This is a genomic window from Pseudogemmobacter sp. TB195, from assembly GCF_058313095.1.
In genome coordinates this window covers 65,639-91,540 of the sequence record NZ_JBZEGG010000010.1, presented here as the reverse complement: position 1 = coordinate 91,540, position 25,902 = coordinate 65,639, and the positions used below count along the sequence as shown (strand labels likewise).

28 protein-coding genes are annotated in these 25,902 nt (G+C 63.0%); 22 read left to right on the top strand and 6 right to left on the bottom strand.

Annotated elements, in window-relative coordinates:
- The first annotated feature begins 56 nt into the window (after positions 1-56).
- The 11 genes from AC4FS3_RS11985 to AC4FS3_RS11935 all read left to right on the top strand — a co-directional run bounded on the left by AC4FS3_RS11985 (position 57) and on the right by AC4FS3_RS11935 (position 10,537).
- Positions 57-2,753, top strand: coding sequence for a hypothetical protein (locus AC4FS3_RS11985; protein WP_491020756.1), 2,697 nt, complete (start codon positions 57-59; stop codon positions 2,751-2,753).
- 114 nt (positions 2,754-2,867) lie between these two features.
- Positions 2,868-3,038, top strand: coding sequence for a hypothetical protein (locus AC4FS3_RS11980; RefSeq protein ID WP_491020755.1), 171 nt, complete (start codon positions 2,868-2,870; stop codon positions 3,036-3,038).
- 307 nt (positions 3,039-3,345) lie between these two features.
- Positions 3,346-3,786, top strand: coding sequence for a hypothetical protein (locus AC4FS3_RS11975; RefSeq protein ID WP_491020754.1), 441 nt, complete (start codon positions 3,346-3,348; stop codon positions 3,784-3,786).
- A gap of 98 nt (positions 3,787-3,884) precedes the next feature.
- Positions 3,885-4,157 carry a hypothetical protein gene (locus tag AC4FS3_RS11970; protein ID WP_491020753.1) on the top strand — a complete coding sequence of 91 codons (273 nt, stop codon included), beginning with the start codon at positions 3,885-3,887 and terminating at the stop codon, positions 4,155-4,157.
- A 434-nt stretch (positions 4,158-4,591) separates the two neighbouring features.
- The gene (gene bioB / locus AC4FS3_RS11965) at positions 4,592-5,539 is read left to right on the top strand and encodes a biotin synthase BioB (RefSeq protein ID WP_491020752.1); all 948 of its coding nucleotides are present in this window, start codon (positions 4,592-4,594) and stop codon (positions 5,537-5,539) included.
- Positions 5,536-6,669 carry an 8-amino-7-oxononanoate synthase gene (locus AC4FS3_RS11960; protein ID WP_491020751.1) on the top strand — a complete coding sequence of 378 codons (1,134 nt, stop codon included), beginning with the start codon at positions 5,536-5,538 and terminating at the stop codon, positions 6,667-6,669. Before bioB ends, AC4FS3_RS11960 begins: the two co-directional genes overlap by 4 nt.
- On the top strand, positions 6,666-7,283 hold the full coding sequence (gene bioD, locus AC4FS3_RS11955; RefSeq protein ID WP_491020750.1) for a dethiobiotin synthase: 618 nt from the start codon (positions 6,666-6,668) through the stop codon (positions 7,281-7,283). The genes AC4FS3_RS11960 and bioD overlap by 4 nt, the downstream gene beginning before the upstream one ends.
- Positions 7,283-8,551, top strand: a complete 1,269-nt coding sequence (gene bioA, locus AC4FS3_RS11950) for an adenosylmethionine--8-amino-7-oxononanoate transaminase (RefSeq protein WP_491020749.1) — start codon at positions 7,283-7,285, stop codon at positions 8,549-8,551. The genes bioD and bioA overlap by 1 nt, the downstream gene beginning before the upstream one ends.
- A complete protein-coding gene (locus AC4FS3_RS11945) occupies positions 8,551-9,144 on the top strand; it encodes a pimeloyl-ACP methyl esterase BioG family protein (protein WP_491020748.1) in 594 nt (197 codons plus the stop codon). Before bioA ends, AC4FS3_RS11945 begins: the two co-directional genes overlap by 1 nt.
- Positions 9,141-9,872: a methyltransferase domain-containing protein gene (locus AC4FS3_RS11940; protein ID WP_491020747.1), complete on the top strand. Its 732-nt coding sequence runs from the start codon at positions 9,141-9,143 to the stop codon at positions 9,870-9,872. The genes AC4FS3_RS11945 and AC4FS3_RS11940 overlap by 4 nt, the downstream gene beginning before the upstream one ends.
- Before the next feature lie 62 nt (positions 9,873-9,934).
- Positions 9,935-10,537 carry a GntR family transcriptional regulator gene (locus AC4FS3_RS11935; RefSeq protein ID WP_491020746.1) on the top strand — a complete coding sequence of 201 codons (603 nt, stop codon included), beginning with the start codon at positions 9,935-9,937 and terminating at the stop codon, positions 10,535-10,537.
- 610 nt (positions 10,538-11,147) lie between these two features.
- On the opposite strand, the gene AC4FS3_RS11930 is transcribed toward AC4FS3_RS11935, so the two are convergent.
- Genes AC4FS3_RS11930 through AC4FS3_RS11920 form a run of 3 tightly spaced genes read right to left on the bottom strand, consistent with a single transcriptional unit; the run spans position 11,148 to position 11,903 of the window.
- Positions 11,148-11,432 carry a PRC-barrel domain-containing protein gene (locus AC4FS3_RS11930; RefSeq protein WP_283179612.1) on the bottom strand — a complete coding sequence of 95 codons (285 nt, stop codon included), beginning with the start codon at positions 11,430-11,432 and terminating at the stop codon, positions 11,148-11,150.
- Positions 11,429-11,620, bottom strand: a complete 192-nt coding sequence (locus AC4FS3_RS11925) for a DUF3008 family protein (protein WP_283179611.1) — start codon at positions 11,618-11,620, stop codon at positions 11,429-11,431. Before AC4FS3_RS11925 ends, AC4FS3_RS11930 begins: the two co-directional genes overlap by 4 nt.
- A gap of 16 nt (positions 11,621-11,636) precedes the next feature.
- The gene (locus AC4FS3_RS11920; RefSeq protein ID WP_491020745.1) at positions 11,637-11,903 is read right to left on the bottom strand and encodes an MgtC/SapB family protein; all 267 of its coding nucleotides are present in this window, start codon (positions 11,901-11,903) and stop codon (positions 11,637-11,639) included.
- Positions 11,904-12,064: 161 nt separating this feature from the next.
- Here AC4FS3_RS11920 and AC4FS3_RS11915 point away from each other — a divergent pair, with 161 nt between their 5' ends.
- Positions 12,065-12,310 (top strand): hypothetical protein, encoded by a 246-nt coding sequence (locus AC4FS3_RS11915; RefSeq protein ID WP_491020744.1) that lies wholly within the window; start codon positions 12,065-12,067, stop codon positions 12,308-12,310.
- A gap of 172 nt (positions 12,311-12,482) precedes the next feature.
- On the opposite strand, the gene AC4FS3_RS11910 is transcribed toward AC4FS3_RS11915, so the two are convergent.
- The gene (locus tag AC4FS3_RS11910) at positions 12,483-13,073 is read right to left on the bottom strand and encodes an exopolysaccharide biosynthesis protein (protein ID WP_491020743.1); all 591 of its coding nucleotides are present in this window, start codon (positions 13,071-13,073) and stop codon (positions 12,483-12,485) included.
- Positions 13,074-13,244: 171 nt separating this feature from the next.
- On the opposite strand from AC4FS3_RS11910, the gene AC4FS3_RS11905 reads away from it, so the two are divergent.
- The 4 genes from AC4FS3_RS11905 (at position 13,245) to AC4FS3_RS11890 (ending at position 17,753) form a co-directional block, all read left to right on the top strand.
- Positions 13,245-13,988 carry a gluconate 2-dehydrogenase subunit 3 family protein gene (locus tag AC4FS3_RS11905; protein WP_491020742.1) on the top strand — a complete coding sequence of 248 codons (744 nt, stop codon included), beginning with the start codon at positions 13,245-13,247 and terminating at the stop codon, positions 13,986-13,988.
- Positions 13,989-13,991: 3 nt separating this feature from the next.
- Complete coding sequence (locus AC4FS3_RS11900) at positions 13,992-15,761, top strand: GMC family oxidoreductase (RefSeq protein WP_491020741.1); 1,770 nt, start codon at positions 13,992-13,994, stop codon at positions 15,759-15,761.
- 11 nt (positions 15,762-15,772) lie between these two features.
- Complete coding sequence (locus AC4FS3_RS11895) at positions 15,773-17,158, top strand: c-type cytochrome (RefSeq protein WP_491020740.1); 1,386 nt, start codon at positions 15,773-15,775, stop codon at positions 17,156-17,158.
- Between the two features lie 61 nt (positions 17,159-17,219).
- Positions 17,220-17,753, top strand: a complete 534-nt coding sequence (locus AC4FS3_RS11890) for a superoxide dismutase family protein (protein WP_491020739.1) — start codon at positions 17,220-17,222, stop codon at positions 17,751-17,753.
- 341 nt (positions 17,754-18,094) lie between these two features.
- Here AC4FS3_RS11890 and AC4FS3_RS11885 read toward each other — a convergent pair whose 3' ends face one another.
- Entirely contained in the window at positions 18,095-18,409 is a 315-nt protein-coding gene (locus AC4FS3_RS11885) for a hypothetical protein (protein ID WP_283179604.1), read from the bottom strand.
- A 263-nt stretch (positions 18,410-18,672) separates the two neighbouring features.
- Between AC4FS3_RS11885 and AC4FS3_RS11880 the strand changes: the two genes are divergently transcribed.
- On the top strand, positions 18,673-19,170 hold the full coding sequence (locus AC4FS3_RS11880; RefSeq protein WP_283179603.1) for a YciE/YciF ferroxidase family protein: 498 nt from the start codon (positions 18,673-18,675) through the stop codon (positions 19,168-19,170).
- A 905-nt stretch (positions 19,171-20,075) separates the two neighbouring features.
- Positions 20,076-21,149 carry an HWE histidine kinase domain-containing protein gene (locus AC4FS3_RS11875; RefSeq protein ID WP_491020738.1) on the top strand — a complete coding sequence of 358 codons (1,074 nt, stop codon included), beginning with the start codon at positions 20,076-20,078 and terminating at the stop codon, positions 21,147-21,149.
- On the opposite strand, the gene AC4FS3_RS11870 is transcribed toward AC4FS3_RS11875, so the two are convergent.
- The gene (locus tag AC4FS3_RS11870; RefSeq protein ID WP_491020837.1) at positions 21,098-21,892 is read right to left on the bottom strand and encodes a glucose 1-dehydrogenase; all 795 of its coding nucleotides are present in this window, start codon (positions 21,890-21,892) and stop codon (positions 21,098-21,100) included. The two genes, AC4FS3_RS11875 and AC4FS3_RS11870, sit on opposite strands and share 52 nt — an antisense overlap.
- Positions 21,893-22,184: 292 nt before the next feature.
- Between AC4FS3_RS11870 and AC4FS3_RS11865 the strand changes: the two genes are divergently transcribed.
- The 4 genes from AC4FS3_RS11865 to AC4FS3_RS11850 all read left to right on the top strand — a co-directional run bounded on the left by AC4FS3_RS11865 (position 22,185) and on the right by AC4FS3_RS11850 (position 25,809).
- Positions 22,185-22,538 carry a response regulator gene (locus tag AC4FS3_RS11865; RefSeq protein WP_283179551.1) on the top strand — a complete coding sequence of 118 codons (354 nt, stop codon included), beginning with the start codon at positions 22,185-22,187 and terminating at the stop codon, positions 22,536-22,538.
- A 206-nt stretch (positions 22,539-22,744) separates the two neighbouring features.
- On the top strand, positions 22,745-23,308 hold the full coding sequence (locus tag AC4FS3_RS11860) for a response regulator (RefSeq protein WP_283179552.1): 564 nt from the start codon (positions 22,745-22,747) through the stop codon (positions 23,306-23,308).
- A gap of 84 nt (positions 23,309-23,392) precedes the next feature.
- Positions 23,393-25,432 carry a PAS domain-containing protein gene (locus AC4FS3_RS11855; RefSeq protein WP_491020737.1) on the top strand — a complete coding sequence of 680 codons (2,040 nt, stop codon included), beginning with the start codon at positions 23,393-23,395 and terminating at the stop codon, positions 25,430-25,432.
- A 101-nt stretch (positions 25,433-25,533) separates the two neighbouring features.
- The gene (locus AC4FS3_RS11850; protein WP_491020736.1) at positions 25,534-25,809 is read left to right on the top strand and encodes a hypothetical protein; all 276 of its coding nucleotides are present in this window, start codon (positions 25,534-25,536) and stop codon (positions 25,807-25,809) included.
- Positions 25,810-25,902: the final 93 nt, after the last annotated feature.

Here is a 25,902-nt window from a genome sequence, read left to right as displayed (position 1 = left end):
GGCATCGGCAGCCGGCCTGTGATCGTGGCCCGGGACGTCACCATTTGTGAGTTTTGATGATCAGGATCACCTTGCCCGCCCTTGCTTTGCTTGCGTCCGGGGTCTGCTCTCCGGCCCTGGCGCAGGAACCTTTGCCCCATCAGCCGCTGGAAACCCGCCATATCTGCGCTGCCCAACCGATTTACGCGGCACCTGCCGGGTCGGCAGCACGCGAACTGGCGGCGGGCGAAGCGGTCACTTTACGCGACGTGACCTTCGGCCCGGATAGTGCCGCATGGTTCGCGCTGGATTACGCGACCGGAAAGGGGCTGGAGCGGGCAGTGGGCTATCTGGAGATTGCCGGGGTCACGCATTTCTGCCCGCCGACGACCGCAAGTGACAGCCGCGACCAGATCTATCTCGCTCCGCCGAGTACCTGCCATCTTGTTGCGGGCCATGCCGATACACTGTCCGAGCTGAACGATCTTGCGGCCTCGCTGCCTGCCTTTGGCCCCTCTGCGTCCGGTTATCGGCTGCAGGCGGGAGGCTATGCGCTGGTATTGGGTCTTCTGAGCACCGGGGCCAGCGAAAGGACAGTCCGCCTTTCCGATCAGCTGCCAGAGGGCAGTTCCTGTGTCTCCGGTGCCGGTTTCAGCGCGGCGCTGATCCGGGATGATGCCGGATTTGTCGAAGCCGGGCAGGGCGGAGCGCAGGAGGCTGCGGCCTTGATGGCCGAAGCCCTTATGGCCGGGGATCCTGCTGGGATGAAACAGGCCTGCGATCTGGGCCTCGGCACGGCCTGCACCGCATTTGCCGGCCTGATCTATGATGCGCCGGAAGGGCCGGGCCGTGGGCCCGCCGTGGTCACACGCTATGCCCTGCTGGGCTGTATGGCCAGGGACCTGGAAGGGTGCCGGCTGGCGATCAACCGGCAGGACAATACGACAGAGCTTGCGCAGGATCAGGCGCTGCCGGGCGGGGTCACTGCGGAGGATCGCGTGACGGCGGAGCTGTCGAAGCTTCTTTGCGATGCGCAGGACCGCGTGGGCTGTATCCTGCTGGCGCGGAACACGGCGGCAGATCGCAGCCCGTCCCTCGTCGAGGCGGCATCGAATTTCGCGGCCAATCTGACCGCCTGCCAGCAAGGGATCGGCTGGATTTGCGAGGGGCTGGAAGAGGGCTTTCGCGCGGTGACAGCGGCGCGGGGCGCGACCGGTCTGACCCCGGACGAACGGTTCGCGCTGGCGGGCATCGAGGCGGGCATCTGCACCCAGGGCCCCCGCGCTCCAAATCAGCGCAGCTGCAAATCCGCCTATTATCTTTACCGCGATTTCCTGACCTATGGCGATCCCGATGCGCGGGGTCCGGTGCGTGTGACCCGGGCCAGCGCCTTCCTGACTGAAGGCTGCGCAGCCGGCGATCCGGCGGCCTGCGCCACCCTGTCAAAGCTGGCCGATTTCTGGCCGGTGGCCGAGCGGCAGACTGCGGCCGCCCGCTCGATTGCGCTCTGTGACGCTCAGGACAGCAAGGACAGCATCTGCGAAAGCCTCGGCGCGGCCATGGACGTGACACTCTCCGAGGCCCGCCCCGCCTTGCGCGCCCGATATGACGCCCTTGCCCGATCCTGCCTGTCCCCCGGCGAAGGATCGTCGCAGGATTGCAGTCAGGCGCTGTATGTCTATGCCGCGCTGGAGGCACCGGATGGTCTGGACACGGTCGAAATGATGCTGAAAGAGGCCTGTTCGCGGACCAATATCAAAGGCTGCGCGCCACTGGCGGGGCTTTACGCCAGGGTCGGATATGAAACCCAGGGCGTGACCATCCCCGCCCGCGACGATCCTGAGGCCTGGCTTGCGACCCTGCGCATGGGCTGCCGGGATGCACATGCCATGGCGCAGGCCGATAATACCTGCGGCCAGCTTGCGGATGCTATGGCAGAGCGTGGTGACGGGGAAGGCGCGCTCTATATCCGGTCAATGGCCTGCGAGGCAGTGATGGCCAGCGGGAATGATCAGGACAGCTGGGCCTGCTATGACGCGGTGAAACTGGCGCTTGCGGATCAGACACGTTTGCCCGAGGCCCTGCGATGGGCCCGGTTCACCTGCGACAGCGCCGACGCTTCGGTGGCGCCCTATGGGTGCAGGCTGCTCGGCGATCTGCTTTCGAACGGGGTTGCCCGGCCCGCCGATCCGGCGCTTGCGCTGGCCGCTTATCAGCGCGGCTGCTTTCATCAGCGCGTCGCCACGACTGATGGCGCGGCCTGCCTGATCTATGGCGGGATGCTGACTGACAGCGTGCGCCGGGGCGAGACACCGGCAGCGCCCCTTGCCTTCGCACCTCCCGGGGCGGAGGAGGATCCGCCGCCGCCGCTGGTGCTTTCCGAGGCCTCGCGCGCCTTTGACATGGGCTGTTTGGACAATATTGCGCAGGCCTGCGCGGCCAATGCGCAGCTCCTGGAGGAATGGAGCGCGGGCGCTCTGCCCTCTGACCCGTTCACCTGTCAGGTCAGAGCTTTAAGCGGCGAGGTGGTTTCGGAAAAACCATGCCATGGCTTTATCTTCTGGCAGGCATCGGCAAAGATGCAGAAGCTGCGCGAGCAGATTGCGCTGAACGTCTATGTCTGGCCGGACGGGGACCGCAGCGTGACCTATGTCCAGGACGGCATCTGGCGCCTGAACGAGGTCAGAACCGATGGTCCGGTGACCGAAGCCGGGGGGCGCTGCTGGCACAACCCGATTTCGACCCGCAGTTTCTGCGTGGCGTCGGCACAGTGACGATACGGCATTGGTGGGTCGGACGATACACGCCGCTCAGCGGCGCTGTCGGGCGGCCAGCATCAGCCTCTGGCGCTGGTCCGTGCGCCTGTGATGAGACCGGCGGGGCTTTTGATGGACGCGCCGCTGTCCAATCTGGGCGCAAAGCTGCGCGTCCAGATCCGCGAGATCATCACAGGGCTGCAGAACGAGGCGATTATCACCACCTCCTTCGTGACCCACGATGCTGAAGAAACCCTGTCGATGCCTGATCTGAATGGGGTTATGAACCCGGGTGGCCTCTGACAGATTCGCCGCCTGCAAGAAATCCCAGAAGAGATCTGCGCCACGTCGCGCACCAGACATGTCGGGAATTTCGTCGGCGCGGCCAACTGGCCGGCGGCTCGGTTGCGACCGGCAGACCGGTCGAAGCCGCTTTCGGCCAGGTCAGGATCCTTGCCGCCGATGCGCGCGGAAAACCCGCAGCCGAAAGCCTGCCTCTTGCCGCCGTGCCGAAACAGGTCCTCCGGAACCGGCCCGCCGCTGTCAGGTCGCGGCAACATCCGGGCCCGAGAACCGGCTATCGGCCTGATCTGGCAAGGGGACCGAAGTGATGGCGGATCTGTATGGCCCCGGCCATAACGGTTCTATGCCGGGGCGCGGCGGTCGATCCGGGCATCGACGCCTTCGAGGCCCTGGTGATTGCGGCATATCCACCAGCGTCCCTGGCGACGGGCTGAGTGGCTGGGCCCGCCTTTTCGACAACCCCAAATGTCTGCGGGCCATCGGCAGCACGCTGCTTTCCGCCACAGCCGTCACCCTCTTGGCCACGCTGCTCGGCGTGCCGCTGGCCTATGTCACCGCCCCCAACACCTTTCCCGTCAAGGGCCTGAACGCACTGCCGCCGCTGATCAACCCGGTGAACCCTGAGGTGATCGCAGCCGGCGCCTGGACGATCATGCCGGCAATAACGGGCTTATCAGCCGCTCGCAGTGCGAAATCCGTATCCGTTTGCCCGGCCTCTATGGCTGTTTCCGGCAGATCCCCTCGATGAGATTCATCTACGGCACCTAAGTCTGTATCGGCCCCGTCTCCTCCATCGCCCGCGTTGATATGCGGCTGATAGAGGCAGGCACGGCGGGCAAGTCGCGGATGAACGTTATGCTGCCGGTGATCATGCCCGCCGTACTGGCCGTCAGGAAGAGCGGGGGCAGTTTTCCTATCCCGATGATCCTGTCGCATCGCCTGCCGCTCTTGTCGGTCATGCCCTGTCAGGCGGCTGTGGCGGACGGTGCCTCGCACATCACCATGCAATCGACGCTGGCCAGTGTGTCTGTGCTGAACGTAATGGCGGGGCTGGTGGTGCTGATACCGATCATTGTCGCCGCCCGCCTCTTGCGCATCGATGCCTTTGCCCGGCACTGACCTTGGGCCGATCTGGCAGAACGGGCCCCACTGCCCCAGGCCGGTGAGGTCGCGTGAGGCAATCACCAGCATCACCGCTCGTAGGATGATCCGGGACAGTCCGCGGCGAGACGCCAGCCACAGACCGAGGGTGAGTTCAAAGTGCGGATTTTGCGATGGCTATCCCCTTATCGGGCCGTGTCGTGTGGAGCCTGCGATCCAGCGCCGGAGAGGGGGCTCAGTCTGCTGAGCCGCAGAAACACGGGGTTCGAATAATATATTATAGACAAACCGGAAGGCCCCTGCCTCTAGCCCCCCACACGGGATCCGATCTATAAAATTGATTTTAAAAATTAAATCAGTTTCAGAGCCGGGCCAAATAATAGATAACTTTGCAAATTGAGCGCGCGCCCGGATCCCTGTCTGCTTGATCGCAGCCCTGCCGGAGGACCCCGATGCAAATGCGTGCGAGCCCTGTCTATAATCTCCCCCTGATGGATCTGCTGTTCCGCGCCCAGAGCGTGCATCGGGAAAACTTCGACCCGAACCGCATCCAATGCGCGAAACTCCTGTCGATCAAAACCGGCGGCTGCCCGGAAGACTGCGCCTATTGTGCGCAATCGGCGCGCAACGGATCTAAACTCAGCGCCTCGAAAATGATGGAGGTGCAGAAGGTTCTGGCCGAGGCGAAAAAGGCCAAAGATGCGGGGGCGACGCGCTATTGCATGGGGGCCGGGTGGCGCTCGCCGAAAGCGCGCGACATGCCGGCGGTCATCGCCATGGTCAAGGGGGTGAAGGCGCTCGGGCTTGAGACCTGCATGACGCTGGGGATGCTGGATGACGCCCAGGTGGTGCAGCTCAGGGCGGCAGGGCTTGATTATTACAACCACAATATCGACACCTCTGAGAGCTTTTACCCCACGATCATCTCGACCCGCAGCTTTGCCGACCGGCTGGAGACGCTGGAGCGGGTCCGCCTGGCCGGGATCAATGTCTGTTCCGGCGGGATCATCGGCATGGGCGAGAGCTCTGAGGACCGGATCGCGATGATCCAGACCCTGGCCGATCTGCCCGAGCCGCCGAAATCCATCCCTATCAACATGCTGATGCCGATGGCAGGCACGCCCCTGGCCGATGTGGCGCCTCTTGATCCGATCGAGATGGTGCGCACGATCGCCACCATGCGTATTCTGGCGCCGAAATCCTATGTCCGGCTTTCGGCAGGGCGCAGCGCGATGTCGGATGAGCTGCAGGCGATGTGCTTTTTCGCCGGTGCCAATTCGATCTTTGTCGGCGATACGCTGCTGACAGCGGATAATCCCGGCGACAGCAAAGACGCGCAGCTTTTCGCCAGACTCGGTCTGCTCCCCGAAGCGCTGCGCCCCTGTGGAGCGGCGGCGTGAGCCTTTTTCCCCGCCATGCCGAACGGCTTGCGGTCACCGCAGCGCGGGGGCGCACCCGCGCATTGCTGCCGGCTCTGGGGCATGACTTTGCCTCGAATGACTATCTGGGCCTGAGCGCATCCGCCGCCCTCGCCGAAGCGGTACAGGTGGCCATCGCCCGGGGTGTCCCCGTGGGGTCAGGCGGGTCACGGCTGTTGCGCGGCAATGATCCGGAATTTGCAGCGCTGGAGGCCGAGGCCGCCGATTTCTTCGGCACTGAATCCTGCCTGTTCATGGGCGGCGGCTTTCAGGCCAATCAGGCTATCTTTTCGGCACTGCCGATGTCGGGCGATCTGGTGCTTTATGATGCAGGGATCCATGCCAGTGTGCATGAGGGGATGCGGCTCGGCCCGGCGCAGAGCTGGGAGTTCCGCCATAGTGACGCACAGCATGCAGAGGATCAGATCCGCGACTGGCGCGCCAGAGGTGGCTCGGGGCGGATCTGGATCGCGCTTGAGACGCTCTATTCGATGGATGGCGATTTCGCACCACTGGCGGATTTCATATCGCTGGCGCGGGCGTGCGACGCGGTTCTGGTCCTGGATGAGGCCCATGCGACCGGGCTTTACGGGCCGATGGGGCGCGGGCTTGCCGATGTGCCGGACGATGTTGCATCGGTTGTGGTCCATACCTGCGGTAAGGCGCTCGGGGCCAGCGGCGCGCTGATCTGCGCCGACCGCATCGTGACCGAGACGCTGATCAACCGCGCGCGCCCCTTTATCTATGCCACCGCCCCCTCGCCGTTGGTTGCGGCAGCGGTGCGCGCGGCGCTTTTGCTGGTGCAGACACGGCCCTCCCTGATCGGGCATGCCGAAACCCTGCGCCTCCATGCCCATCGCGCCGCCCGAAAACTGGGGCTCAATCTCGGCCTCAGCCAGATCCTGCCTCTGATCCTCGGGGAGGACCACGCGGCGCTCGGGGCCGCGCGTCACCTGCGCGAGGCGGGTTTCGATATTCGCGCCATCCGCCCGCCCACCGTGTCGAAAGGCACCGCGCGCCTGCGCATCTCGATCACCGGCGGGCTGCAAGTCACGGATATTGATGCGCTTTTCGTCGCCATTGCAGGTATGAAAATCCGGGGGCCGATATGAGTTCTGCCGTCATCATCACCGGCACCGATACCGGTATCGGCAAGACCGTGTTCAGCGCCGGGCTGACGCTGGCTTTGCAGACAAGCTATTGGAAACCCGTCCAGGCCGGGCTTGACGAAGAGACCGACAGCGAGACCGTCGCCCGCCTGACCGGCCGCCCCACCCTGCCCGAGGCGTATCGGCTGAAGCTTCCCGCGTCGCCGCATCATGCGGCGGCGCGCGAGGGGGTCAGGATCACGGCGATGTCGCTGCCCCGGGTCGATGGCCCGCTGGTGGTCGAGGGGGCGGGGGGGGCGCTGGTGCCCCTGGACGGCAGTTTCCTATACGCCGATCAGATGGCGAAATGGCAGGCCCCGGTCATCGTGGTGGCACGGACCGCACTTGGCACGATCAATCACAGCCTGCTGACCATCGAAGCCCTGCGCGAGCGCCGCGTGCCGCTGCTGGGTATCGTCTTTATCGGCGAGGAAATGCAGGACAGCCAGCAAACCATCTGCCGGATCGCTGCCCTGCCCGCGCTCGGCCGACTGCCGCGCCTGGCGAATGTCACCCGCCCCGCGCTGGAACAGGCCTTTCAGGGTATCGACCTCAGCGCCATAAAGGCCGCGCTGTAATGGAGGATCTGGCCTTTGATCGCAGCCATATCTGGCATCCCTACAGCTCGATTGCGCATCCGGCACCGCAGCACAAGGTCGTGCGGGCCGAGGGCATCTGGCTGACGCTCGACGATGGCCGGCAGATGATTGACGCCATGTCCTCCTGGTGGTGCGCGGCGTTCGGCCACGCGCCACCCTCGCTGGTCAAAGCGGTGCAGGACCAGGCGGAACAGCTGTCGCATGTCATGTTCGGCGGGCTGACCCATCAGCCGGCCATTGATCTCAGCCGCCGGCTGGTCGCTTCTCTGCCTGAGGGGCTCGACCGGATCTTCTATGCCGACAGTGGCTCAGTCGCGGTTGAGGTGGCGGTGAAACTCGCCATTCAGGTCCAGATCGCGCGCGGTCACCGCAGACGCACCGCCCTGGCGACCGTGCGCGGCGGTTATCACGGTGACACCTGGAAAGCGATGAGCCTTTGCGATCCCGAGACCGGTATGCACAGCCATTTCGGGCGGGCCATTGCGCCGCAGCACTTCGCCGCCCGCCCGCCGGTGCCCTATGGCGCCGCCTGGCCCGAGGACCCGGCGCTGAACGGGCTGGACGAGGTCGAGGCGCTGCTTTGCCGCCATGACGCAGAGATTGCCGCCTTCATCATCGAACCTGTCGTCCAGGGCGCAGGGGGGATGTATTTCTACCACCCCGCCTATCTCAGAGGCCTGCGGGCGCTCTGTGACCGCCATGGCGTGTTGCTGATCTTCGATGAAATCGCCACCGGCTTCAGCCGCACCGGCGCCCCCTTTGCTGCCGATCTGGCAGGGGTCAGGCCCGATATCATGTGCCTTGGCAAGGCACTGACGGGCGGCATGATGAGCCTGGCCGCCACCATTTCCACCGGCGATCTGGCGCGGGAGGCCGGCACATTGATGCATGGCCCGACCTTTATGGCCAATCCGCTGGCCTGCGCCGTTGCCGCCGCCGCCATGGATCTGTGGCAAAGCGCGGACTGGAGCGGAGCGGCCCGCAGCATCGGCGCGCAATTGCGGCGTGACCTCGCGCCCGCGGCCGTCCTGCCATCGGTTGCGGACCTCCGGGTCCTCGGCGCAATCGGGGTGATCGAAATGAAGGCGCCCCTGCCGATGGACAAGGTGCACCGCTTTTGCGCCGAGACCGGCGTCTGGCTGCGGCCCTTCGGCAGGCTGCTCTATACCATGCCGCCGCTGACGATCCGCCCGGACGAGCTGACAAAGGTCAGCGCGGCAATGCTTGCCATCGCAAGGGGGCTCTGATGCGGGCGCAATGGCTGCAAAGATCCGGCAGCGAAGATCTGATCCTGTTTTATGGCGGCTGGGCCGTTGGCGCAGGCGCTGTTCACCATCTGCAAGGCGGCGATGATGTGCTGGCTCTCGACGATTACCGCGATGAAACCCTGCCCGACCTGCTGTTGCGCCCCTATCGCCGGCTGCATGTGATTGCCTGGTCGATGGGGGTGGCTGTCGCCGCGCGCCATCTGGATCAGCTGGCCCCGGCGCGGGCCACCGCCATCTGCGGCGCGCCCGATCCGCGCGCGGCCATCGGCCCCGAGACCTATGACGCCACGGCGGGGGCGGTCACCGCAGAGAGCCTGCAGCGCTTCGCCCGCCGCGCCGGGGCCGCTCTGCCGGAACAGACCGAACCCGACGCCCTCGCGCTGGAACTTCAACATCTTGCCCTGCGCGAGCCCGCTCCCGCCGCCGCGTTCACCCATATCATTGCCGGGCGGCGCGACCGTATCTTTCCACGGCGCGGAATGGCCGGGGGCTGGCCGGGGCGGCAGATCACATGGTTCGACTGCGGCCATAATCCCTTTCCCCACTGGCGCGCCTGGAGCGAGATCAGATGATGATGGCGCGGATCGCGGCAGAGTTTTCCCGCCATCATCACAGCTACGAAGGGGCGGCGCTGGCGCAGGCCCGGATCGCCGGAAGCCTGGCCGAAGGCATCTTCTCCCATATCAGCACCGCCCGCAGAGTGCTTGAGCTGGGCCATGGCACCGGCCTTCTGACACGGCAACTTGCCCGCCTGAACCCCGGGGATATCTGGCTGAACGATCTTGTCGCCCCGCTGCCGCAGCTGGCCTGGACGGGGCAGGGGCGCGTATATCCTCTGCCCGGAGACGCCGCCGCCTGTAATTTCCCGCGCGATCTGGATCTGCTCGCCAGTGCCTCAATGCTGCAATGGATCGCCGATCCGCGCGCCTTGCTGGCCAAAGCGGTGCAGGCCCTGCGCCCCTCGGGCCTGCTGGCGCTGTCAGGCTTTGGCCCCGACAATTTCCCCGAATTTTCCGGCTGGGGTCTGCCACGGGGGGCGCCCTCTTATCTAAACGCTGCCGGAATATATGATGCCCTGCCCGCCGGGATGGAGGGTCTTGTCTTCCGCGACGAGGCCATCACCCTGCAGTTCGAAAGCGCCGAAGATCTTTTTGCGCATCTGCGCGCCAGCGGCGTGAACGGCTTTGCCGCGGGGCGGGTTTCGCCGGGACGGCTGCGCGGCCTGCTGCGAGAGATCAACGCGGCGGGGCCGCCCACTTTGACCTATCGCCCGTCTTATTGTATTGCCCGCAGATCATAGACGGCCCTTTACGGCGCCCGCCTCGCTCTTTCCCTCCGTCCCCACCAAGGTTGATCGACGTCATGCCAGCCGTCCCAACGCCACTGCTGATCGCGGATGAACTGGCAAGACGCATCATCCGTGGCGAGCTGATGGCGGGTGAAAAGCTTCGTCAGGATTATCTCGCCGCCGAGTTCGGTGCCAGCCATGTCCCCGTGCGTGAGGCGCTGCTGAAACTGGTCGCGCGTGGCCTGGTCGTGTCACAGCACAACCGGGGAATGCAGGTCGCACCGCTTGACCCGATGGCCCAGAGAGAGCTGAAGCTGATGCGGCTGGCGCTCGAGCCGCTGACCTTGCTGCATTCCGTGCCCAATCTCACCCCCGGCCAGGTGCGCGAGGCCGACGCCCTGCGCCAGGCCTGTGACCAGGCGCAGAATATCTTTGACTGGGAAGAGCTTAACCGTGCCTTTCATATGAAGATCTATGAGGCCTGCGAGATGCCCCGGCTGCTGGAAGCGGTCGAGAGCATGCAAAACCTGGCGGCGCGTTATATCCTTGTTCATTACAGCAAGCGGTGGAAGCCGCGCGTTGACAATGATCATTATGGTATCATGGTCGCCATCCGCCGCCATGACACCAAAGCTGCCTCAGCCATTCTGGAACGTCACCTGAACCGCCTGAACTGATCGCCCTGACCTGCCTCAGGAAGACGCCATGAAGCGGCGACGCACTGGCGGGAACGGCTTTGCCCCAGCACAGGCGGCGGGAACGGTCAGGAACCCGCGCGTACTATGCCCCGCATGGCTTCGGGCTTTGGCCGGAAGCCCTAAATTGCTGCCCGAGCCTTGAGCCCTTTGCCCTCGACCGAAATGTGGTCGTCCGACAGAAGCGGCTGAACTGCGTGATCTGCGCGTATTGCCGCCCAGACTTTGCGCGACATTTCGGTGTTCAACAGGCGGTCACGGTTCTTCATAGACCCGGTTGTCACCCAGACCGGGGCATCAACCAACCATCCACAAACCACCGAAACAGCAGGTTATCCTGCATCCGCTCCTGCGGACTATCACAACTGAACAGTGAACCGCTCGCCTCTTCTGGGCCGCGCATCACCACCCCCGTCATCGGCAGATGGAAGGTGCACCATGTGCCAGAAGCGGCGTCGGCACTCGACCAAAACAGCACAGTGTTAACGGCGATTGTGGGGATGAGAGGTTTCAGCCTCTTTGCCAGATGCGCGCATGGTGACATTGCGCATGATCCGGCAGGCCGGTCGCGCAGACCGGCCTGGCCCACGGCTCAGAGTTTTACTTCAGGTAACATCTCCAGCTCGTGGAGTGTCAGTCGCGTCTCAAGCATGATTGCCCCGTTTTCCTCCCGGCCAATCCGCATGTCATTCGCGGCCAGTTCAATGGTCTTGCCACCAGCGCAAAAGAGCCCGCCGAGGTCGACAAATATTACCGCGGAGTTGCCGGTGCCGAGAACATCGCTGACTGAACCGACGGCTTCGTTGCGTGATGCGAAAACCTGTTTGCCGATAAGAAGGGCTCGGGTGATTTCAGCGGGCTGCAAAGGGGTTATCATGCGTCATCCTCCACCCGGTCCGGCAAGCCGTCATGCGGGGTGGAGGCGAGCTCTTCCAGCTCGGCCTCGGTCATGCTGTCAAACATTTCCTTTGACGCGCCAACCAGATCCTTTCGCGCCGTTTCTCCCCGTTTTGCCGACAGGGCAGCCCCGGCCGCCTTTTGTTGAGCTTTCGATTTTGCGGGCATCTTTGCCTCCTTCCCGTCAGTGATTTTCGTCTGAGGTGCCGCGATCGCAGATCCGCGCAATGCGGCGCGACACGCGCCCGAGCACCCACAGCACCCACAGCACCAGGATCGCAAGCACTGTCGCCATGATGGCAAGCGGCAGGAAGCCGCTGCCACAGGCCAAGCCGATGGCTCCGGCCATCCACATACCTGCGCCGGTCGTCAGGGCGGTGACCTTGCCGCCCGCCGTAAAGGCCGCCCCTGCAGCGAGAAATGCCACCCCGGCGGTGACCGCCTCATTCAAGGCCAAATACTCGCGGATGCCGCAAGGCGAAATCGGGCGCCGCTATGCAACGACATCCAACCCTGAGCCCCGCGCATTTGTTCCCGAACGCCCTCCGCTGCGGCGAAAATCCCCGCTTCATGCCGCGCCGTGCTTCAGCAGGCAGCCGATGCGATCGCGATGTGCCGGCGACCATTCATGGCAGCGGTCTGTTCGCTGGCCCTCTGACCCAGGTCGTGGTCGTGGTCGATGCCGGGGTTGATATCGGCGGCTTTGTTGCAACCGGATCGGGGCCCGTGCGGATCAGTCCCGATCAGCTGACCCTGATGCGGGATGCGAATGGCAAGGTTCACGGCAAAACCGTCCGGACGAAAGAGAAGCTGCAGGAACTGCCAGAGCATCTGCACGGAACAGTTCTCGAGACCTGACGCCGCCAAAGAAAGCGGCAAGAGAAAAGGCGCCTGCATGGGCAGGCGCCTTAACGTTTTCGAGGTACATATCTGAATGGAGTCTTGCTTCAGCTATGAACCCGCGCGGGTTAACGCCTGGGCGCGGGAATTGTTCCCCGCAGATGGTGGATCAGACAGAGAAACTGCGCGCTCAGAACAGGGCTTCACCAAGCAAACGCACCATCCAGACCAGGGCGCCAAGGCACAGACCCGCCAGTATCAGCAAGGCGCCGTCCCGGGTCAGAACGGCCGCCGCCACGAGGGCAATCAGACCCGAGGCAACGGTGCCGGTGCCTGGCACCAGTTCCATGAAGGGCATGACCAGAGTGAGCGCGAGGATCAGGAAGAGCCAGATATAGAGACAGGGCTTTTCAGTCAGAAAGCTCAGTCTGGGCTGCAGGATCTGGTCCACGACCGCAATCGGCCTGCGCAGCCATGAAACAGCAGACCGCAGGCGTTCGCCCGGAATTTCCCTGTCGGAGAGCAGATCGGGCAACCAGATATGACGTCTGCCGGCAATCATCTGCGCCACAAGCAGGAACTCGACCAGCGCGACCACCGTCGTCACCCCGGGCACGATACTGGCCGGAGAAACCGCAATCAGCGCAAAGATCAGCATCAGTGTCGCAAAAGACCGCGTGCCGATCGCCTCGGCCACCGCGCCGATGCTGACCGTCCCGGTCGCGCCAATCTCGTCCAGCTGATCGAGCACTGCACTCAGAACATCCTTGTTTTCATCCATGTCCTTGCCGGTCCTTTGCCATGCCGGGAATCGTAAAACGCGTTCGCGGCAGCACTGTTCCGGATTATTTCGGAACAATCCGCCCCGCGCCCGGTTTTGATTTTCAAGTGCATCCCGGATGCCGCTTCCCGGCCCTGTTCTTCGAGGCCCAGTTCCAAGCGAGGAAACGACATGACCGCCCCACCGCAAAGCCCGCTGATCCGCACCGGACATACCCCCAGCCATCCCGACCACCATCCAGACCGGCGCCAGTTCCTCAGGGTCTCTGCCGCCAGTCTGGCCGCAACCGGGCTCTGGCCCGCGGGGGCAGTCGCGGCGCAGGATCTGCCGCCGCTTGAAGATCATCCGCGCCGCTTTTTCGATGCGGCCGAATGGGTGTTCGTTCTGGCCGCCGTAGCCCGGCTGATTCCGTCGGAGGGGGATGGTCCCGGTGCGATCGAAGCGCGGGTGCCGGTCTTTATCGACCGGGAACTGGCGGGTGATTTTGGCGCGGCGACCGACTGGTATATGGACGGGCCCCATCACCCCGACGCGCCGCCGGAACTGGGCTGGCAATCGCCTCTCGCCCCGGCTGCAATCTACCGCGCGGCGATCCCGCTCTTTGATGCCTGGTGCGAGGCCCGCCACGGCGCGGCGTTCTCTGCCCTCGCGGCAGAGGAGCAGGACGCGGCGCTGACCGCGCTGGAGGAGGGAGAGGTTTCCCTGCCGCCAGAGCTGCGCGATTTCTTCGAGATCCTGCTGGCCAATACCAAAGAGGGCTATTTCGCGGACCCGATCCATGGCGGCAATCACGGCATGGCGGCCTGGGTCCATATCGGCTTTCCGGGCGCGCGGGCGCATTTCAAGGAATGGGTGGGGCGGCACAATATCCCCTATCCGCTCGGCCCGGTTTCGATCTCGGGCGAGAGGGCCTGAGCTATGGCGAGGCAGAATCCGAAAAAGGATGTGGTGATTGTCGGCCTTGGCTGGACGGGCGCAATCATGGGGATGGAACTGGCCGAGGAGGGGTTGGAGATTGTGGCGCTGGAGCGCGGCCCCGACCGGCGAACCGTGCCGGAAATGAAATATCCCGGGATGATCGACGAGCTGGCGCAGGGCGAGCGTCACAAGATGATGCAGCGCCCCTCGCAATCCACCATCACCATCCGCCGCGACCTGAATGAGACCGCGCTGCCGATGCGCAAATGGGGGTCGTTCCTGCTCGGCAACGGGGTCGGCGGTGCGGGCGTGCACTGGAACGGTCAGAACTGGCGGCCGCAGCCGGTCGAGTTGGGGTTACGCAGCTATGTCGCTGATCGCTGGGGCGAGGGGATCATCCCCGAGGATATGACCATTGGCGACTACCCCGTCACCTATGACGAGCTGGAGCCGTTTTTTGATCGTTTCGAATATGTGGCCGGGATCTCCGGGAACGCCGGCAATGTGAATGGCGAGATCCGCGAAGGCGGCAATCCGTTCGAGGGCTGGCGGTCGCGCGACTATCCGATGCCGGCTTTGCCCGAGACATATAATGGCGCGAAATTCGCCGAGGCCGCGCGTGCCATGGGCTATCACCCGTTTCCGCGCCCCGGCGGCAATGCCTCCACCTCATATGTCAACGAATACGGGATGCAGATGGGGGCCTGCAATTTTTGCGGCTTTTGTGAGCGCTACGGCTGTTACCAATACTCGAAATCATCACCTCAGACGACGATCCTCGCCGCGCTCTTCCGCAAGCCGAATTTCAGCTACCGCACCGGGGCCGAGGTCTTGCGGGTCGAGATGGCTCCTGACGGCCAGACCGCTACCGGCGTGACATATTTTGACGAGGACAGCGGCGAAGAGGTGTTCCAGCCCGCCGATATCGTCATCCTCGCCGCCTATCAGATTGAAAATGTCAGGCTGATGCTGATCTCGGGCATCGGCCAGCCCTATGACCCGGCCACGGGCGAAGGTGTGACAGGCAGGAATTACGGCTATCAGATCACCGGCTCGACCTCGATGTTCTTCAAAGACGAGCATTTCAACCCCTTTGTCGGGGCCGGCATCAATGGCATGTGCATTGATGATTTCGGCATGAATGCGATTGATTTCGGGGCCGAGGGGTTCATCGGCGGCGCCTATATCTCTTCCGCCCAGACCAATGGCCAGCCGATCCGCTCGATGCCTTTGCCCGAGGATACGCCCGAATGGGGGGGCGGCTGGAAATCGGCGATTGCCGAATGGTACGGCCATGAGATGAGCATCTCGCTTCACGGCTCGGTCATGTCTTACCGCGGCCATTACTGCGATCTGGATCCGACCTACAAAGATCGCCACGGCCGCCCGCTTATGCGGATCACCTTTGACTGGCATCCCAATGAGCTGCGGCTGAATGCCTTTTTGCAGCAGAAGATCGAGGATCTGGCGCGCTCAATGCAGCCCGACCTGATGAAATCCAGCTACAAGGATTTCGACAGCCGTTATGATGTGCGGCCCTATCAGACCACCCATAACACAGGCGGCGCGATCCTGTCAGAGACGCCCGAGGGCGGCCCGCTGAACCGCTATCTCCAGGCCTGGGACAAGCATAATGTCTTTGTGACCGGCGCGGGGGCTTTTGTTCAGAACACGCAGTATAACCCGACCGGTCTTGTCGGCGGACTGACCTACTGGGCAGCGGATGCGATCCGGCGCCAGTATCTGCGCAATCCCGGTCCGCTGGTCTGAGGGGGGATGAGATGAAAACCGTCCTTCGCCTCTTCCCGGCGCTGATATTGGTCGTAGCTCTTTCCATCGTGGCCCTGATCTGGATCCCGGTCAGCCGCACGCCCGCCTCCGAGGCCTTACCCGTCAGCTGGACCCCTGAACCCGGCGCTGGCGAATATGCCATGAGGGCGGGCGATTGCATGGCCTGCCATACCTCCGAGGGTGGCGCTGATTTCGCAGGCGGGCGGCCGATCCACAGCCCGCTCGGCACGATCTATACCGCGAATATCACCCCGGACCCGGAAACCGGCATCGGCGACTGGACCCTTGATCAGTTTCGCGCAGCCATGGTCGACGGGCTAAGCGCCGATGGCAGCCATCTTTATCCGGCCATGCCTTATGAGAATTACCGCCTGCTGACCGAGCGCGACATTCGCGCGCTATACGCTTATTTCATGGAAGAGGTGCAGCCGGTCCGCTATGATGTGCCCGAACCCGATCTGCCTTTCCCCTTCAGCCAGCGTTGGGGCATTCGCGCGCTGAACTGGCTGATCCTGACCCATGACAGCGGGTTCAATGGGATCATGGGCGATCCGGTGCTCGATCGCGGTCAGTATCTGGTCGAAGGCCCTGGCCATTGCGCGGCCTGCCACAGCCCGCGCACCGTCTATATGGGCCAGGACGGGATCACCGCCGATGAACGCGCCTTCCTGACCGGCGGCTACATCGACGGACAGGAAGCGCCCGCCCTGCGGGGGCCGGGAAGTGTGACCCGCGACTGGCCGATCCCGGAGCTGACAGCTTTCCTCGCCACCGGTCGCAACTTCGCCTCGACTGCCAATGGCGAGATGGGGCTCGTGGTCGAGCATTCACTGCAATATCTGACCGATGCCGACATCATCGCCATGGCGCGTTTTCTGAAGGCGCTGGACGGCCAGCCGCATGACCCGCCTGCGGCTGCGGTGCCTCAGGGGCCGCTCTCGCTGCCCGCTCCTGAGGCGGATGACCAAGGCCGCGCCACGGCAGAAATGCTGACCGAAGCCGCGCCGGATATGCCGCTTGGTGCCAGGATTTACATGGACAATTGCGCGCAGTGCCACTTTGTCACCGGGCGCGGCTCGCCGGAGATCTTCCCCGCGCTTCAGGGCAATACACTTGTACTTTCGGACGAAATCACACCGCTGGTCTCGATCATTTTGCATGGTGCAGAGGTCGCAGGGACCGTGCAGCGCCCGATGCCACTGGTGATGCAGGGCTATGAGGCCCGCCTGAGCGACAGCGAAATCGCTGAGCTTGCGAGCTTTCTGCGCGAGGCCTGGGGGAATGATGCCGGGCCGGTCACGGCCGCTGAAGTGGCAGATATCCGCGCGAATGAGCAACCTGTGGCGCGCCGGGACGATGCCCCCCTCTCGGACTGATCCTGGCCGGAACATCCCCGGAAGCTGCGGGTTTCTTTCGTCATTAATGGAGGAAAAACCAATGAAACCTGTGCACGTCACCCTTCTCAGTGCCGTTCTCATGCTGCCGCTCACTGCGCTGGCCGAGGAGGCGACCACGCAATCAGAAACGCCTCAGGAAGCCAGGGTCACCTTTGTCGATACCGAAGGCGCCGAGACCGGCACCGCCACCCTGACCGAGACCCGCGCCGGTGTACTGATCGATCTGGAACTGGGTGCGCTTCCCGCCAAATCCTGGCTCGGCTTTCATGTCCATGAGACGGGCAGTTGCGATCCCCATACCGGGCATGAATCCGCAGGTGGCCATTTCAATCCGGCCAATGTGGAACATGGCGTGCTCTCGACAACCGGGCCCCATGCCGGGGACATGCCGAACATCCGCACCGATGCAGACGGCTTCGCGCGCGTTCAGGTGCTCAATCCGAATGTAAGGCTTGGCGCGGGGGACAATTCGGTCATGGGCCGTGCTTTGATGGTCCATGCCGGTGCCGATGACCACCGCAGCCAGCCGACCGGAAATGCGGGCGACCGCCTGGCTTGTGCGGTTATCGAATAGGGCAGTGGTTGGCACGCGCGACAGCGGAGCCGAAACCGCGTCGAAAGACATAACGCTGACGATGAGCGAAATGTCTCGCGACAAGGGGTCCTGACCGGCGGTCCCTTCTTCTGCGCAGGCATGGCGAAAAACTGGAGCGGCCCGCTGCAAGGCGGGCCGCCGGGCTTTGCGAAACTACGATCTGTCGATATTTCCCACCGTCCTGCAGGGGCTGGACAGGCGGGAAAACCGGCGGAGCCCCTTCCAGAAATCCGACCGCAAACGGTTTGACCTCAGGGCCCCGCTTGTTGCGAATGCAAGTCTGGCCTCGCCAAAGCGTCCGGCAAATATCCGGGCCTCGTCTACTCGGGTGTCAGCTCCTGCGGCGCATTGGGCACCGGCGGGCTTTCGCGGGTGGTGGGCGGTGTTGCCGAGCCCCCGGACGCTCCGGGCTGAGCCCCGGGCTCGATCACCTGGGCAGGAATGGTGGACTGCGCGGGTTCGTTGACGGTTCCGGCATCGAGACCGGCGGGCGCATCCGGATCGGCTTCCACGACCTCTTCTCCGATCCAGTAGACAATCAGCAGGACGCCAAACAGGGCGGCGGCTGCGATCCCCAGCAGAGGGGCCCAGTGACGCTTTCGCTGCTTTTCGAGGTTGGTATTCGGCGCAGACATGGTGCTCTCCTTTCTGTGCAGGTCCCGTTACAAACCCGCCCCGGGCGGTGATGTTCCCGAGCTGAGGAAATTGGCTGTAAGGCCCCTTGATTCACCTGATGCCCGCCGGGCCGGCTGAAACGCAGCGCGGGCGGGGCGGCACTATGGGGTGATCGTCGCGGGCGGTGAAGATCGCACATCGCCGGAACAAACTGCCGCCGCAGCGGTTCCTGCATCTGAACCCGAGCACCCCGCAAAGGTTATCGCGCACAGGAGTGAGACTGATGAAAGCGAAAACACTTGACGATTTGTTCCTCGACCTTCTGAAAGACGTCTACTACGCCGAGCGCAAAATCCTGAAAGCCTTGCCGAAAATGGCGCGGGCGGCACAGTCGTCAGAGCTGGGAGCGGCTTTTGAAAAGCACCATGACGAAACCCAGATCCATGTTGAGCGGCTCCAGCAGGTGTTCGATATTCTGGGGAAACCCGCGCGCGGAAAGACCTGCCCGGCCATTGAGGGGATCCTTGATGAGGGCGAAGAAGTGATCGAGAGCTTCAAAGGTTCCCCTGCGCTGGATGCCGGTCTGGTCGCCTCTGCGCAGGCGGTCGAGCATTACGAAATGGCCCGCTACGGTACGCTCAGGAACTGGGCGAAGCTGATGGGGCAGGGAGAGATTGCAAAAATCCTGCAAACCACCCTTTCCGAAGAAGAAGCCACTGACAGCACGCTGACAGAGCTTGCGGATGGTTCGGTCAACCAGGCCGCCCTCGCAGCGGCCTGAGATACGTCCGGTCGCTTGCTCCCGGCGGCAGGACGTAGCGGGCTGGCCGCGCCTTGCGCATGGCCAGCCCGCGCAGGACAGCGGCGAGCAGGACAGAATCCGCCTGGACATCAGCCGGCGGGAAACCACAGGGGCCGCCACGTGTTCAGATAAGACCGACCACTGATGAGAGGATCGAAGATGCCTGTCAAAACACGCTATAAAGGCGAAGTGCCCCAGGGCGCTGCCAAACCCTCTGTCCTGGATGATGAGACATATCCGGCGGATATGGAGGATGAGCGCTCGGAGCCTGAGGGGCAGGGCGATGGCAAGTCAGGGCCGAGGAATCCAAAGGCGATACCTAACCCTGACGGATAACGCCTGACATACGGCCAGGCACGCCGCCGTCGGGCGTCCGGGTTCAACAGGTGAGGTGTGTCTCACAAAGCAGATCCCTTGCATCGCCCAGACGCCGGGAGCGTCATCGGGAGCCTGGCTTGCGGATTGCGGCGACCCTCATGAAGTTGGTCGTCGCATTTCTCGGCACAGGTTCTGAAACGCCGGGGTGCTGGCGCCTGATCTTCGAAGCCCTGAGACCTTTGCCGGGTCAGGAATGGGGAGATTCTGCGGGGAGAGGGGCTGTGCCCCGGCTTACCATTCCGGAAAACACCGAAGATCTCCGCGCCGGGACGGCCCCGCGTCAGCTGCGCGCAGGCGCTCCGGAACAACCGGGAATCCGATGCACAGCGCCCGCGGCGCGGAACGGAGGCAGAGGAAAGCCCGGCTCCGGCGCTTCCCGGACTGACCCTGCACCAGATTTGTCTTGATTCATTTGTGGAAGAGCACAACTATCCCGGCAGAAGATGCCTTAAGCATCTGAATTCACGCACGGGTTTCCTTCCATGGACAACAATACTGATCGGGCCATGAATGCCCAGGTTCGTGAATTTGACTGGAGCATAACGCCGCTGGGGGCGCGTGCTGGCTGGCCGGTCGCCCTGCGCATCACGTCGGATCTGATCCTGCGATCCGACTTCCCCAAATGTCTGTGCTGGGGGCCTGAGATGATCACGATCTACAATGATGCATTTGTACCGATCCTCGGGCATAAGGCGCCCTGCCTTGGTCAGCCGTTCAGAAAGATCTGGGCCGAAGCCTGGCACGAGATCGGGCCGATCGCGGACCGGGCACTGCAGGGGCATTCGACCTTCATCCGCAATTATGAATTGCAGATCGAACGCGGAGACGGGCATGAAACCGGATGGTTCACCTTTTGCTACAGCCCGGTCGCTGATGAGAACGGCGTGATTTCGGGATTCATGAACACCGTTATCGAGACGACTGGCGAGGTGATGACCGCCCGCCGCAGCAGCATCCTGAACGGCGAATTGCGCCACAGGATCAAGAATGCCTATGCGAAAGCCATTGCGATCGTGCGGCTGACCTTCCGTCAGGCCAGATCGGTCGAAGACGCAAAGGAAGCCACTGTCAGACGTCTGTGTCAGCTCGACCAGGCGCAGCGGGCGCTGCTTGCGGATGTCTACGGCACGCTCGACATCCGCACGCTTATTGCCGATGCCCTTGCCGGCAGTCTGCCTGAAAACCGACTGGTCATGCGCGGCCCCCCTGTGATGATCGAGGCTGATCAGGTGTTCGCGCTGAGCCTTGCTTTGGGCGAACTGGCGACCAATGCGCAGAAATACGGGGCCTGGTCGGATGACAAGGGCCGCGTGCTGATCGAATGGACACAGCGGCGTGGCCAGTTCGAGCTGATCTGGCGCGAAGTTGGTGGCCCCCCCGTTATTGAGCCCGCAACCAGCGGCTTCGGGCGGGAGCTGATCGAAGCGGCGCTCAGTCACGAGTTCCGGGGCGAGGCGCTTTTGAAATTCGACCCCGCAGGCGTGGTTTTCACACTCCGGTCCTCTTCCATTGGGCAGGAGCCCGCAGATCAGATCAGCGGTCTGCCGCCGGTTACGGCCACGGTGGCGCCCGAGATATAGCTCGACATCGGTTCTGCCAGCATCACATAGGCCGAGGCCAGCTCCACCGGCTGCGCCGGACGCTTCATCGGGTAGTTTTCGCCGAATCCGGAGACTTTTTCTGCGGACATGCTTGCCGGTATCAGCGGGGTCCAGACCGGGCCGGGTGCGACGCAATTCACCCGGATCCCCTTTTCCGCCAGCAATTGCGCCAGGCCGCCGGTGAAATTCTGAACAGCCCCCTTCGTGGTCGCATAGGCCAGCAAGGTCGGATTTGGCATATCGGCGTTGATCGAGGCCGTGTTGATGATGGAACTGCCGCGCCGCATATGCGGCACAGCCGCCCTGGTCAGCCAGAACATGGCATGGAGATTGACCGCAAAGGTCCGCTCCCATTCTGCATCCGATATGTCTTCCAGCGCGTCGAATGTGTTCTGATGCGCCGCGTTGTTGACCAGAATGTCGATGCGGCCGAATTCCGCGACGGCCTTCCCGACAATCGCACGACAATGCGCGGCAGAGGCGATGTCGCCTTCTATCGCCAGGCAGTGGCGCCCGCTGTCGCGGATCAGCTTTGCCGTGTCGGCGGCATCCGCGCTTTCATTGAGGTAAGCCAGCACGACATCTGCCCCTTCGCGCGCATAGGCAATGGCAACTGCCCGACCGATGCCGCTGTCGGCGCCAGTGATCACCGCAACCATGCCTTCAAGCCGACTGGCGCCGATCCAGCTTTCTTCGCCATGATCCGGCGGGGGCTGCATCATCCGGAAACTGCCGGGCAGGTCCTGAACCTGTTCCGGGAAGGGTGGCCCTGGGTAATCGAAGTATTTCGGCAGCTTGCCATTGTCCGTCTCGTCGCCGGTTTTGTCATGTCCCGGCGCGTTGGCGATAATGGTGGGGGGTGCCGTCTGGTCAGAAGAATTGCGCATGTCATGTCCTCCGCTTTACAGATTGCTGCGTGAACATTCAGAACGGCGGTTTGTTCCCGCAAGCGAGCGACCTGGAATGTGGCTTCACGCAATTACTGTCTTACGCAAAGGGAAGGAGTATGATCCCATGAGGAACGCAGATCTGAGCTCACTTCTGCCTGCATTGAGTGGAATATCTGTCCTTGTCGTCGAGGATGAGTATCTTCTGGCCACCGATCTTGCACAGTTCCTGGAGCGGGGCGGGGCCAGCGTGATCGGCCCCTTTCCCACCCTGACCGAAGCACTGAGCAGTGTCTGCGCTGGTGCAAAACCCGATTTTGCCATGCTCGACGTCAACCTGAGGGGCGAGATGGTGTTTCCCCTGGCCGATCACCTCATTGCCGCGGGGATCCCATTCATTTTCATGACCGGATACGACACAGCCTCTTTGCCGGCGGCATATGCTGAAATTCCCCGTCTTAGAAAACCGGTGGATCTCTGACCCGCTTTGAAGGAAAGGGAAATCTTTGCCAGGCGGATATCCGCAGATTCGGCGATCATGATTCATAACATATTGATAAATATAATATGTTATTGATCATGAGAAGGTTGCGACAATTTCATCTTGCTTCATACTGTAGCCATAGTCCGATCCGTGCCGGGCCCGCTGCATCGGAACAGCCGAACCAGCCGCGAGACCGATAAGACATGCAAAACCTTTCTGGCCGCACAATCATGATCGTCGAGGATGACTACTATGTCGCCTGCGAACTCGCTGATCATTTCCGTGCGGCAAAGGCCAGGGTGCTCGGGCCGTTTCCATCCATCACCGAGGCCACGGATTATGTCGGTGATACCGATCTTGCGGTGCTGGATGTCAATCTTCGGGGACAGAAGGTCTATCCGCTGGCCGATCTTTTGATGGGAGCGGCCATTCCCTTCGTGTTTTACTCGGCGCATGAGATTGCCAGAATCCCGCGACGGTTCGCCCATATCGCGCGCCTGCCCAAACCACATGAAGCGAGCAAGGCTGTGGCGCTTTTGCAAAGCCAGATCCATACGCAGACGCTGATCGCCCTCCTGCCGAGGCTCAGGCTCTCGGCGCGGCTGATGCTCTCCGACGCGATGGCCGCAGACCGGCTGGTCGAGGCGACTTTGAGGCTCGCATTGCAGGAACATTACAGCCTGCCAACGCTGCCTCCTCTGGGAAAATGGCTGCAACGGCTGATGGAACGCGTTCTGGCAGAGCGAGGCCGCGATTTCCTGCAATGACGGGAGTTTTGCAGGAACCGGGATCAGTTGCCGCTGCCCCGGAGCGTTACAGCAGCCCTCTGCGCGAGACGACCGGGATATCCAATGAACGATGCTTCCCCTCCTGATCCGAAGAAGGATCCTGCAGATCTTCCTCCTGAGGTTGCGGCGATACGGGAGGGTGCGGCCGTTCCACCCTCGCGGCATCCGCAAACCGGTACAGCCGCCGCCTTTGCTGCGACGGATGACCTGCCGGTGACATCGCCCCGGCTCCCGGACAGCATCGTCCGTCAGGCCGATGCCATCGCCGCATATTTCGCCCCTGCTTATGTCGTGATCGACACGCAGTTCGAAGTGCTGCAGTTTTCAGGGCCGATCGCACAGTTTCTGGAGACGCCCGCCGGCGCTGCGCCCCTGAGCCTGATCCGTCTCGTTCACCCGGATCTGCGGGGTTGGCTCGAGGCCGCGCTTTATCGGGCCATATCCCAGGCGAGGCGAGTGGAGCTGTCGCGCCAGCTGATCCGGCCTGACGAGCAGGCCTCTTATGTGAACATCGTCATCGAGCCTCTCAGCCTGGACCATGTTACCACACTGGTGGTTATCTTCCGCAATGTCGGACCGGTGGGGGATGAGAGCGAACACCCCGTACCTAATGACGGTGTTTTGCGGCAGGAAAATAAAGTGCCGCTCAGCGCTGACAAACTTCAGGCGGCCCCTGAAGAGCTTCTGTCTTCGAAAAAGGAACTCCAGCCGGTCAATAAGGGGCTTAAGTCGGTCAATCAGGAACTGGGACATCAGATCCGCGAGCTGGCGCGCAGCAATTCAGACATCGGGAACCTGCTGGAAGCCAGCGAGATCGCCACGACCTTCTTCGACAAAGAATTCAGGCTGCGCAGTTTCACCGCATCTGCGTCAGACCTGTTCCCTCAACTGGAAACCGGTGTCGGCCACCCGCTGGATCATTTGGCGGCGCGGCTCAGCTATCCAGAGATCCATGAGGATGTGAAGCAGGTTCTGCAAAGCCAGATCCCGGTTGAACGTAAGGTGAGTGACACTGCCGGGACGCGCGATTACGCCGTGAAGGTTCTGCCCTGTCGCAGCATTGACGATTACATTGGCGGTACGGTCCTGACCTTCACCGATATCACCGCTACCCGTCATGCCGAAAGCGCGCTGCAAGACAGCGCGGCGCGGCTGCACAGCCTGATGGAAGGGCTGCCACAGCTGTTCTGGCGTGCCGATGCGCGCGGCTCGTGGACCTGGGTCAGCCCGCAATGGACCACCTGTACCGGTCAGCCTCTGGAAAGCGCTATGGGCGAGGGCTGGCAGGAACAGGCGCATCCCGATGATCTGGATGCCCTGCGGAAAGCCTGGGCCGCTGCCGCAGGCGCGGCGGAAACGCAGGGCTTTGCGGCTGATTTCCGGCTGATGGATGCCACGGAGGGGGGATGGCGCTGGTTTCGGACACGCGCCACCGCTGTTCGCGACCGCGACGGGAAGATCATTGAATGGCTGGGGATCTCGACAGATGTGAACGAATTGCTCGGCCTGCAGGAACAGCAGCGGGCGCTGGTCGGGGAACTTCAGCACAGGACACGCAATCTGCTTTCCGTGGTGCGCCAGGTTTCACAGCGCACCCTGAAATCGGCGCGCGATCTTGGGGATTTCGGACAGCGGTTCCGTGACCGGCTCGAGATGCTGGCGCGGGTGCAGGGCCTTCTTTCGGATCTCGACGGGAATTCAGGCCTCGGCTTTGACGCGCTGGTGCAGGCGGCGCTTTCGGCTGTCGGCGCGGATTCTGACGAAGGCGTGAGCCTTGAAGGCCCCGCAGATGTGTCACTTAGGCCTTCCGCAGTGCAGTTGCTCTCCATGGCCCTGCATGAACTTGCCACCAATGCGGTGCAGCACGGTGCTTTGGGATCGGCGGCGGGACATCTGCATATTGGCTGGCAGATCGAGGGAAAAGAGCCATCACGGTTGCACATCCTGTGGCGTGAAACCGGTGTCGCTATGCCCGGGGCCGAACCGGCCTGGGGGCAGGGGCGCGAGTTGATAGAGCGCGCATTGCCCTATCAGCTTGATGCTGTCACCACCTTCCGGACCGGTCCGGACGGGATCCTCTGCACGATCTCATTGCCAATCTGATCTGTAGACAGCTCCAGGCGGTCTGCCCGCGAAAAACTCCCGGGGAACATTCCGCCGTCCTGGCCGGTTGTGGTCACAGAGCCAGCCAAATGGAGGTGAAGATGCAAAGGGATCGCAAGGACCAGCCAGCGGCCCCGCCCGCCGGCGATGCGCGGCCCGTCTTTGACCGGGGAGAAGAGAATCTGCCCTGGCCGCCGGATGCGGCTTTGCCCGCGGATGACGAGGGCAATATCCTGCCTGGAAATGACCCGCTGGACGAAGACCCGAATGACAACGGCGCCGAGGAGCAGTTCGATCCGGAAGATCGCCGTCGCAAGTCGGTTCCCGATCCGACCGCCCCCGATGTGGCAGGATCCGTGACAGAGCAGGATCCTTGACCGACCGTGCGGCAACAGGCCGGGCGGTATTTACAAATGCACCAGACCGGCGGCCGCAGCTCATCAGGCGGGCAGCGTTTCTCAGAGCACTGG

What these genes read in the sequence shown, in the direction of transcription:
- AC4FS3_RS11985 (WP_491020756.1), top strand. Translation starts at nt 57, where the DNA reads ATGATCAGGATCACCTTGCCCGCCCTTGCTTTGCTTGCGTCCGGGGTC.
- AC4FS3_RS11980 (WP_491020755.1), top strand. Translation starts at nt 2,868, where the DNA reads ATGGACGCGCCGCTGTCCAATCTGGGCGCAAAGCTGCGCGTCCAGATC.
- AC4FS3_RS11975 (WP_491020754.1), top strand. Translation starts at nt 3,346, where the DNA reads ATGGCGGATCTGTATGGCCCCGGCCATAACGGTTCTATGCCGGGGCGC.
- AC4FS3_RS11970 (WP_491020753.1), top strand. Translation starts at nt 3,885, where the DNA reads ATGAACGTTATGCTGCCGGTGATCATGCCCGCCGTACTGGCCGTCAGG.
- bioB (WP_491020752.1), top strand. Translation starts at nt 4,592, where the DNA reads ATGCAAATGCGTGCGAGCCCTGTCTATAATCTCCCCCTGATGGATCTG.
- bioD (WP_491020750.1), top strand. Translation starts at nt 6,666, where the DNA reads ATGAGTTCTGCCGTCATCATCACCGGCACCGATACCGGTATCGGCAAG.
- bioA (WP_491020749.1), top strand. Translation starts at nt 7,283, where the DNA reads ATGGAGGATCTGGCCTTTGATCGCAGCCATATCTGGCATCCCTACAGC.
- AC4FS3_RS11945 (WP_491020748.1), top strand. Translation starts at nt 8,551, where the DNA reads ATGCGGGCGCAATGGCTGCAAAGATCCGGCAGCGAAGATCTGATCCTG.
- AC4FS3_RS11940 (WP_491020747.1), top strand. Translation starts at nt 9,141, where the DNA reads ATGATGATGGCGCGGATCGCGGCAGAGTTTTCCCGCCATCATCACAGC.
- AC4FS3_RS11935 (WP_491020746.1), top strand. Translation starts at nt 9,935, where the DNA reads ATGCCAGCCGTCCCAACGCCACTGCTGATCGCGGATGAACTGGCAAGA.
- AC4FS3_RS11930 (WP_283179612.1), bottom strand. Translation starts at nt 11,432, where the DNA reads ATGATAACCCCTTTGCAGCCCGCTGAAATCACCCGAGCCCTTCTTATC.
- AC4FS3_RS11925 (WP_283179611.1), bottom strand. Translation starts at nt 11,620, where the DNA reads ATGCCCGCAAAATCGAAAGCTCAACAAAAGGCGGCCGGGGCTGCCCTG.
- AC4FS3_RS11910 (WP_491020743.1), bottom strand. Translation starts at nt 13,073, where the DNA reads ATGGATGAAAACAAGGATGTTCTGAGTGCAGTGCTCGATCAGCTGGAC.
- AC4FS3_RS11905 (WP_491020742.1), top strand. Translation starts at nt 13,245, where the DNA reads ATGACCGCCCCACCGCAAAGCCCGCTGATCCGCACCGGACATACCCCC.
- AC4FS3_RS11900 (WP_491020741.1), top strand. Translation starts at nt 13,992, where the DNA reads ATGGCGAGGCAGAATCCGAAAAAGGATGTGGTGATTGTCGGCCTTGGC.
- AC4FS3_RS11895 (WP_491020740.1), top strand. Translation starts at nt 15,773, where the DNA reads ATGAAAACCGTCCTTCGCCTCTTCCCGGCGCTGATATTGGTCGTAGCT.
- AC4FS3_RS11890 (WP_491020739.1), top strand. Translation starts at nt 17,220, where the DNA reads ATGAAACCTGTGCACGTCACCCTTCTCAGTGCCGTTCTCATGCTGCCG.
- AC4FS3_RS11885 (WP_283179604.1), bottom strand. Translation starts at nt 18,409, where the DNA reads ATGTCTGCGCCGAATACCAACCTCGAAAAGCAGCGAAAGCGTCACTGG.
- AC4FS3_RS11880 (WP_283179603.1), top strand. Translation starts at nt 18,673, where the DNA reads ATGAAAGCGAAAACACTTGACGATTTGTTCCTCGACCTTCTGAAAGAC.
- AC4FS3_RS11875 (WP_491020738.1), top strand. Translation starts at nt 20,076, where the DNA reads ATGAATGCCCAGGTTCGTGAATTTGACTGGAGCATAACGCCGCTGGGG.
- AC4FS3_RS11870 (WP_491020837.1), bottom strand. Translation starts at nt 21,892, where the DNA reads ATGATGCAGCCCCCGCCGGATCATGGCGAAGAAAGCTGGATCGGCGCC.
- AC4FS3_RS11865 (WP_283179551.1), top strand. Translation starts at nt 22,185, where the DNA reads ATGAGGAACGCAGATCTGAGCTCACTTCTGCCTGCATTGAGTGGAATA.
- AC4FS3_RS11860 (WP_283179552.1), top strand. Translation starts at nt 22,745, where the DNA reads ATGCAAAACCTTTCTGGCCGCACAATCATGATCGTCGAGGATGACTAC.
- AC4FS3_RS11855 (WP_491020737.1), top strand. Translation starts at nt 23,393, where the DNA reads ATGAACGATGCTTCCCCTCCTGATCCGAAGAAGGATCCTGCAGATCTT.
- AC4FS3_RS11850 (WP_491020736.1), top strand. Translation starts at nt 25,534, where the DNA reads ATGCAAAGGGATCGCAAGGACCAGCCAGCGGCCCCGCCCGCCGGCGAT.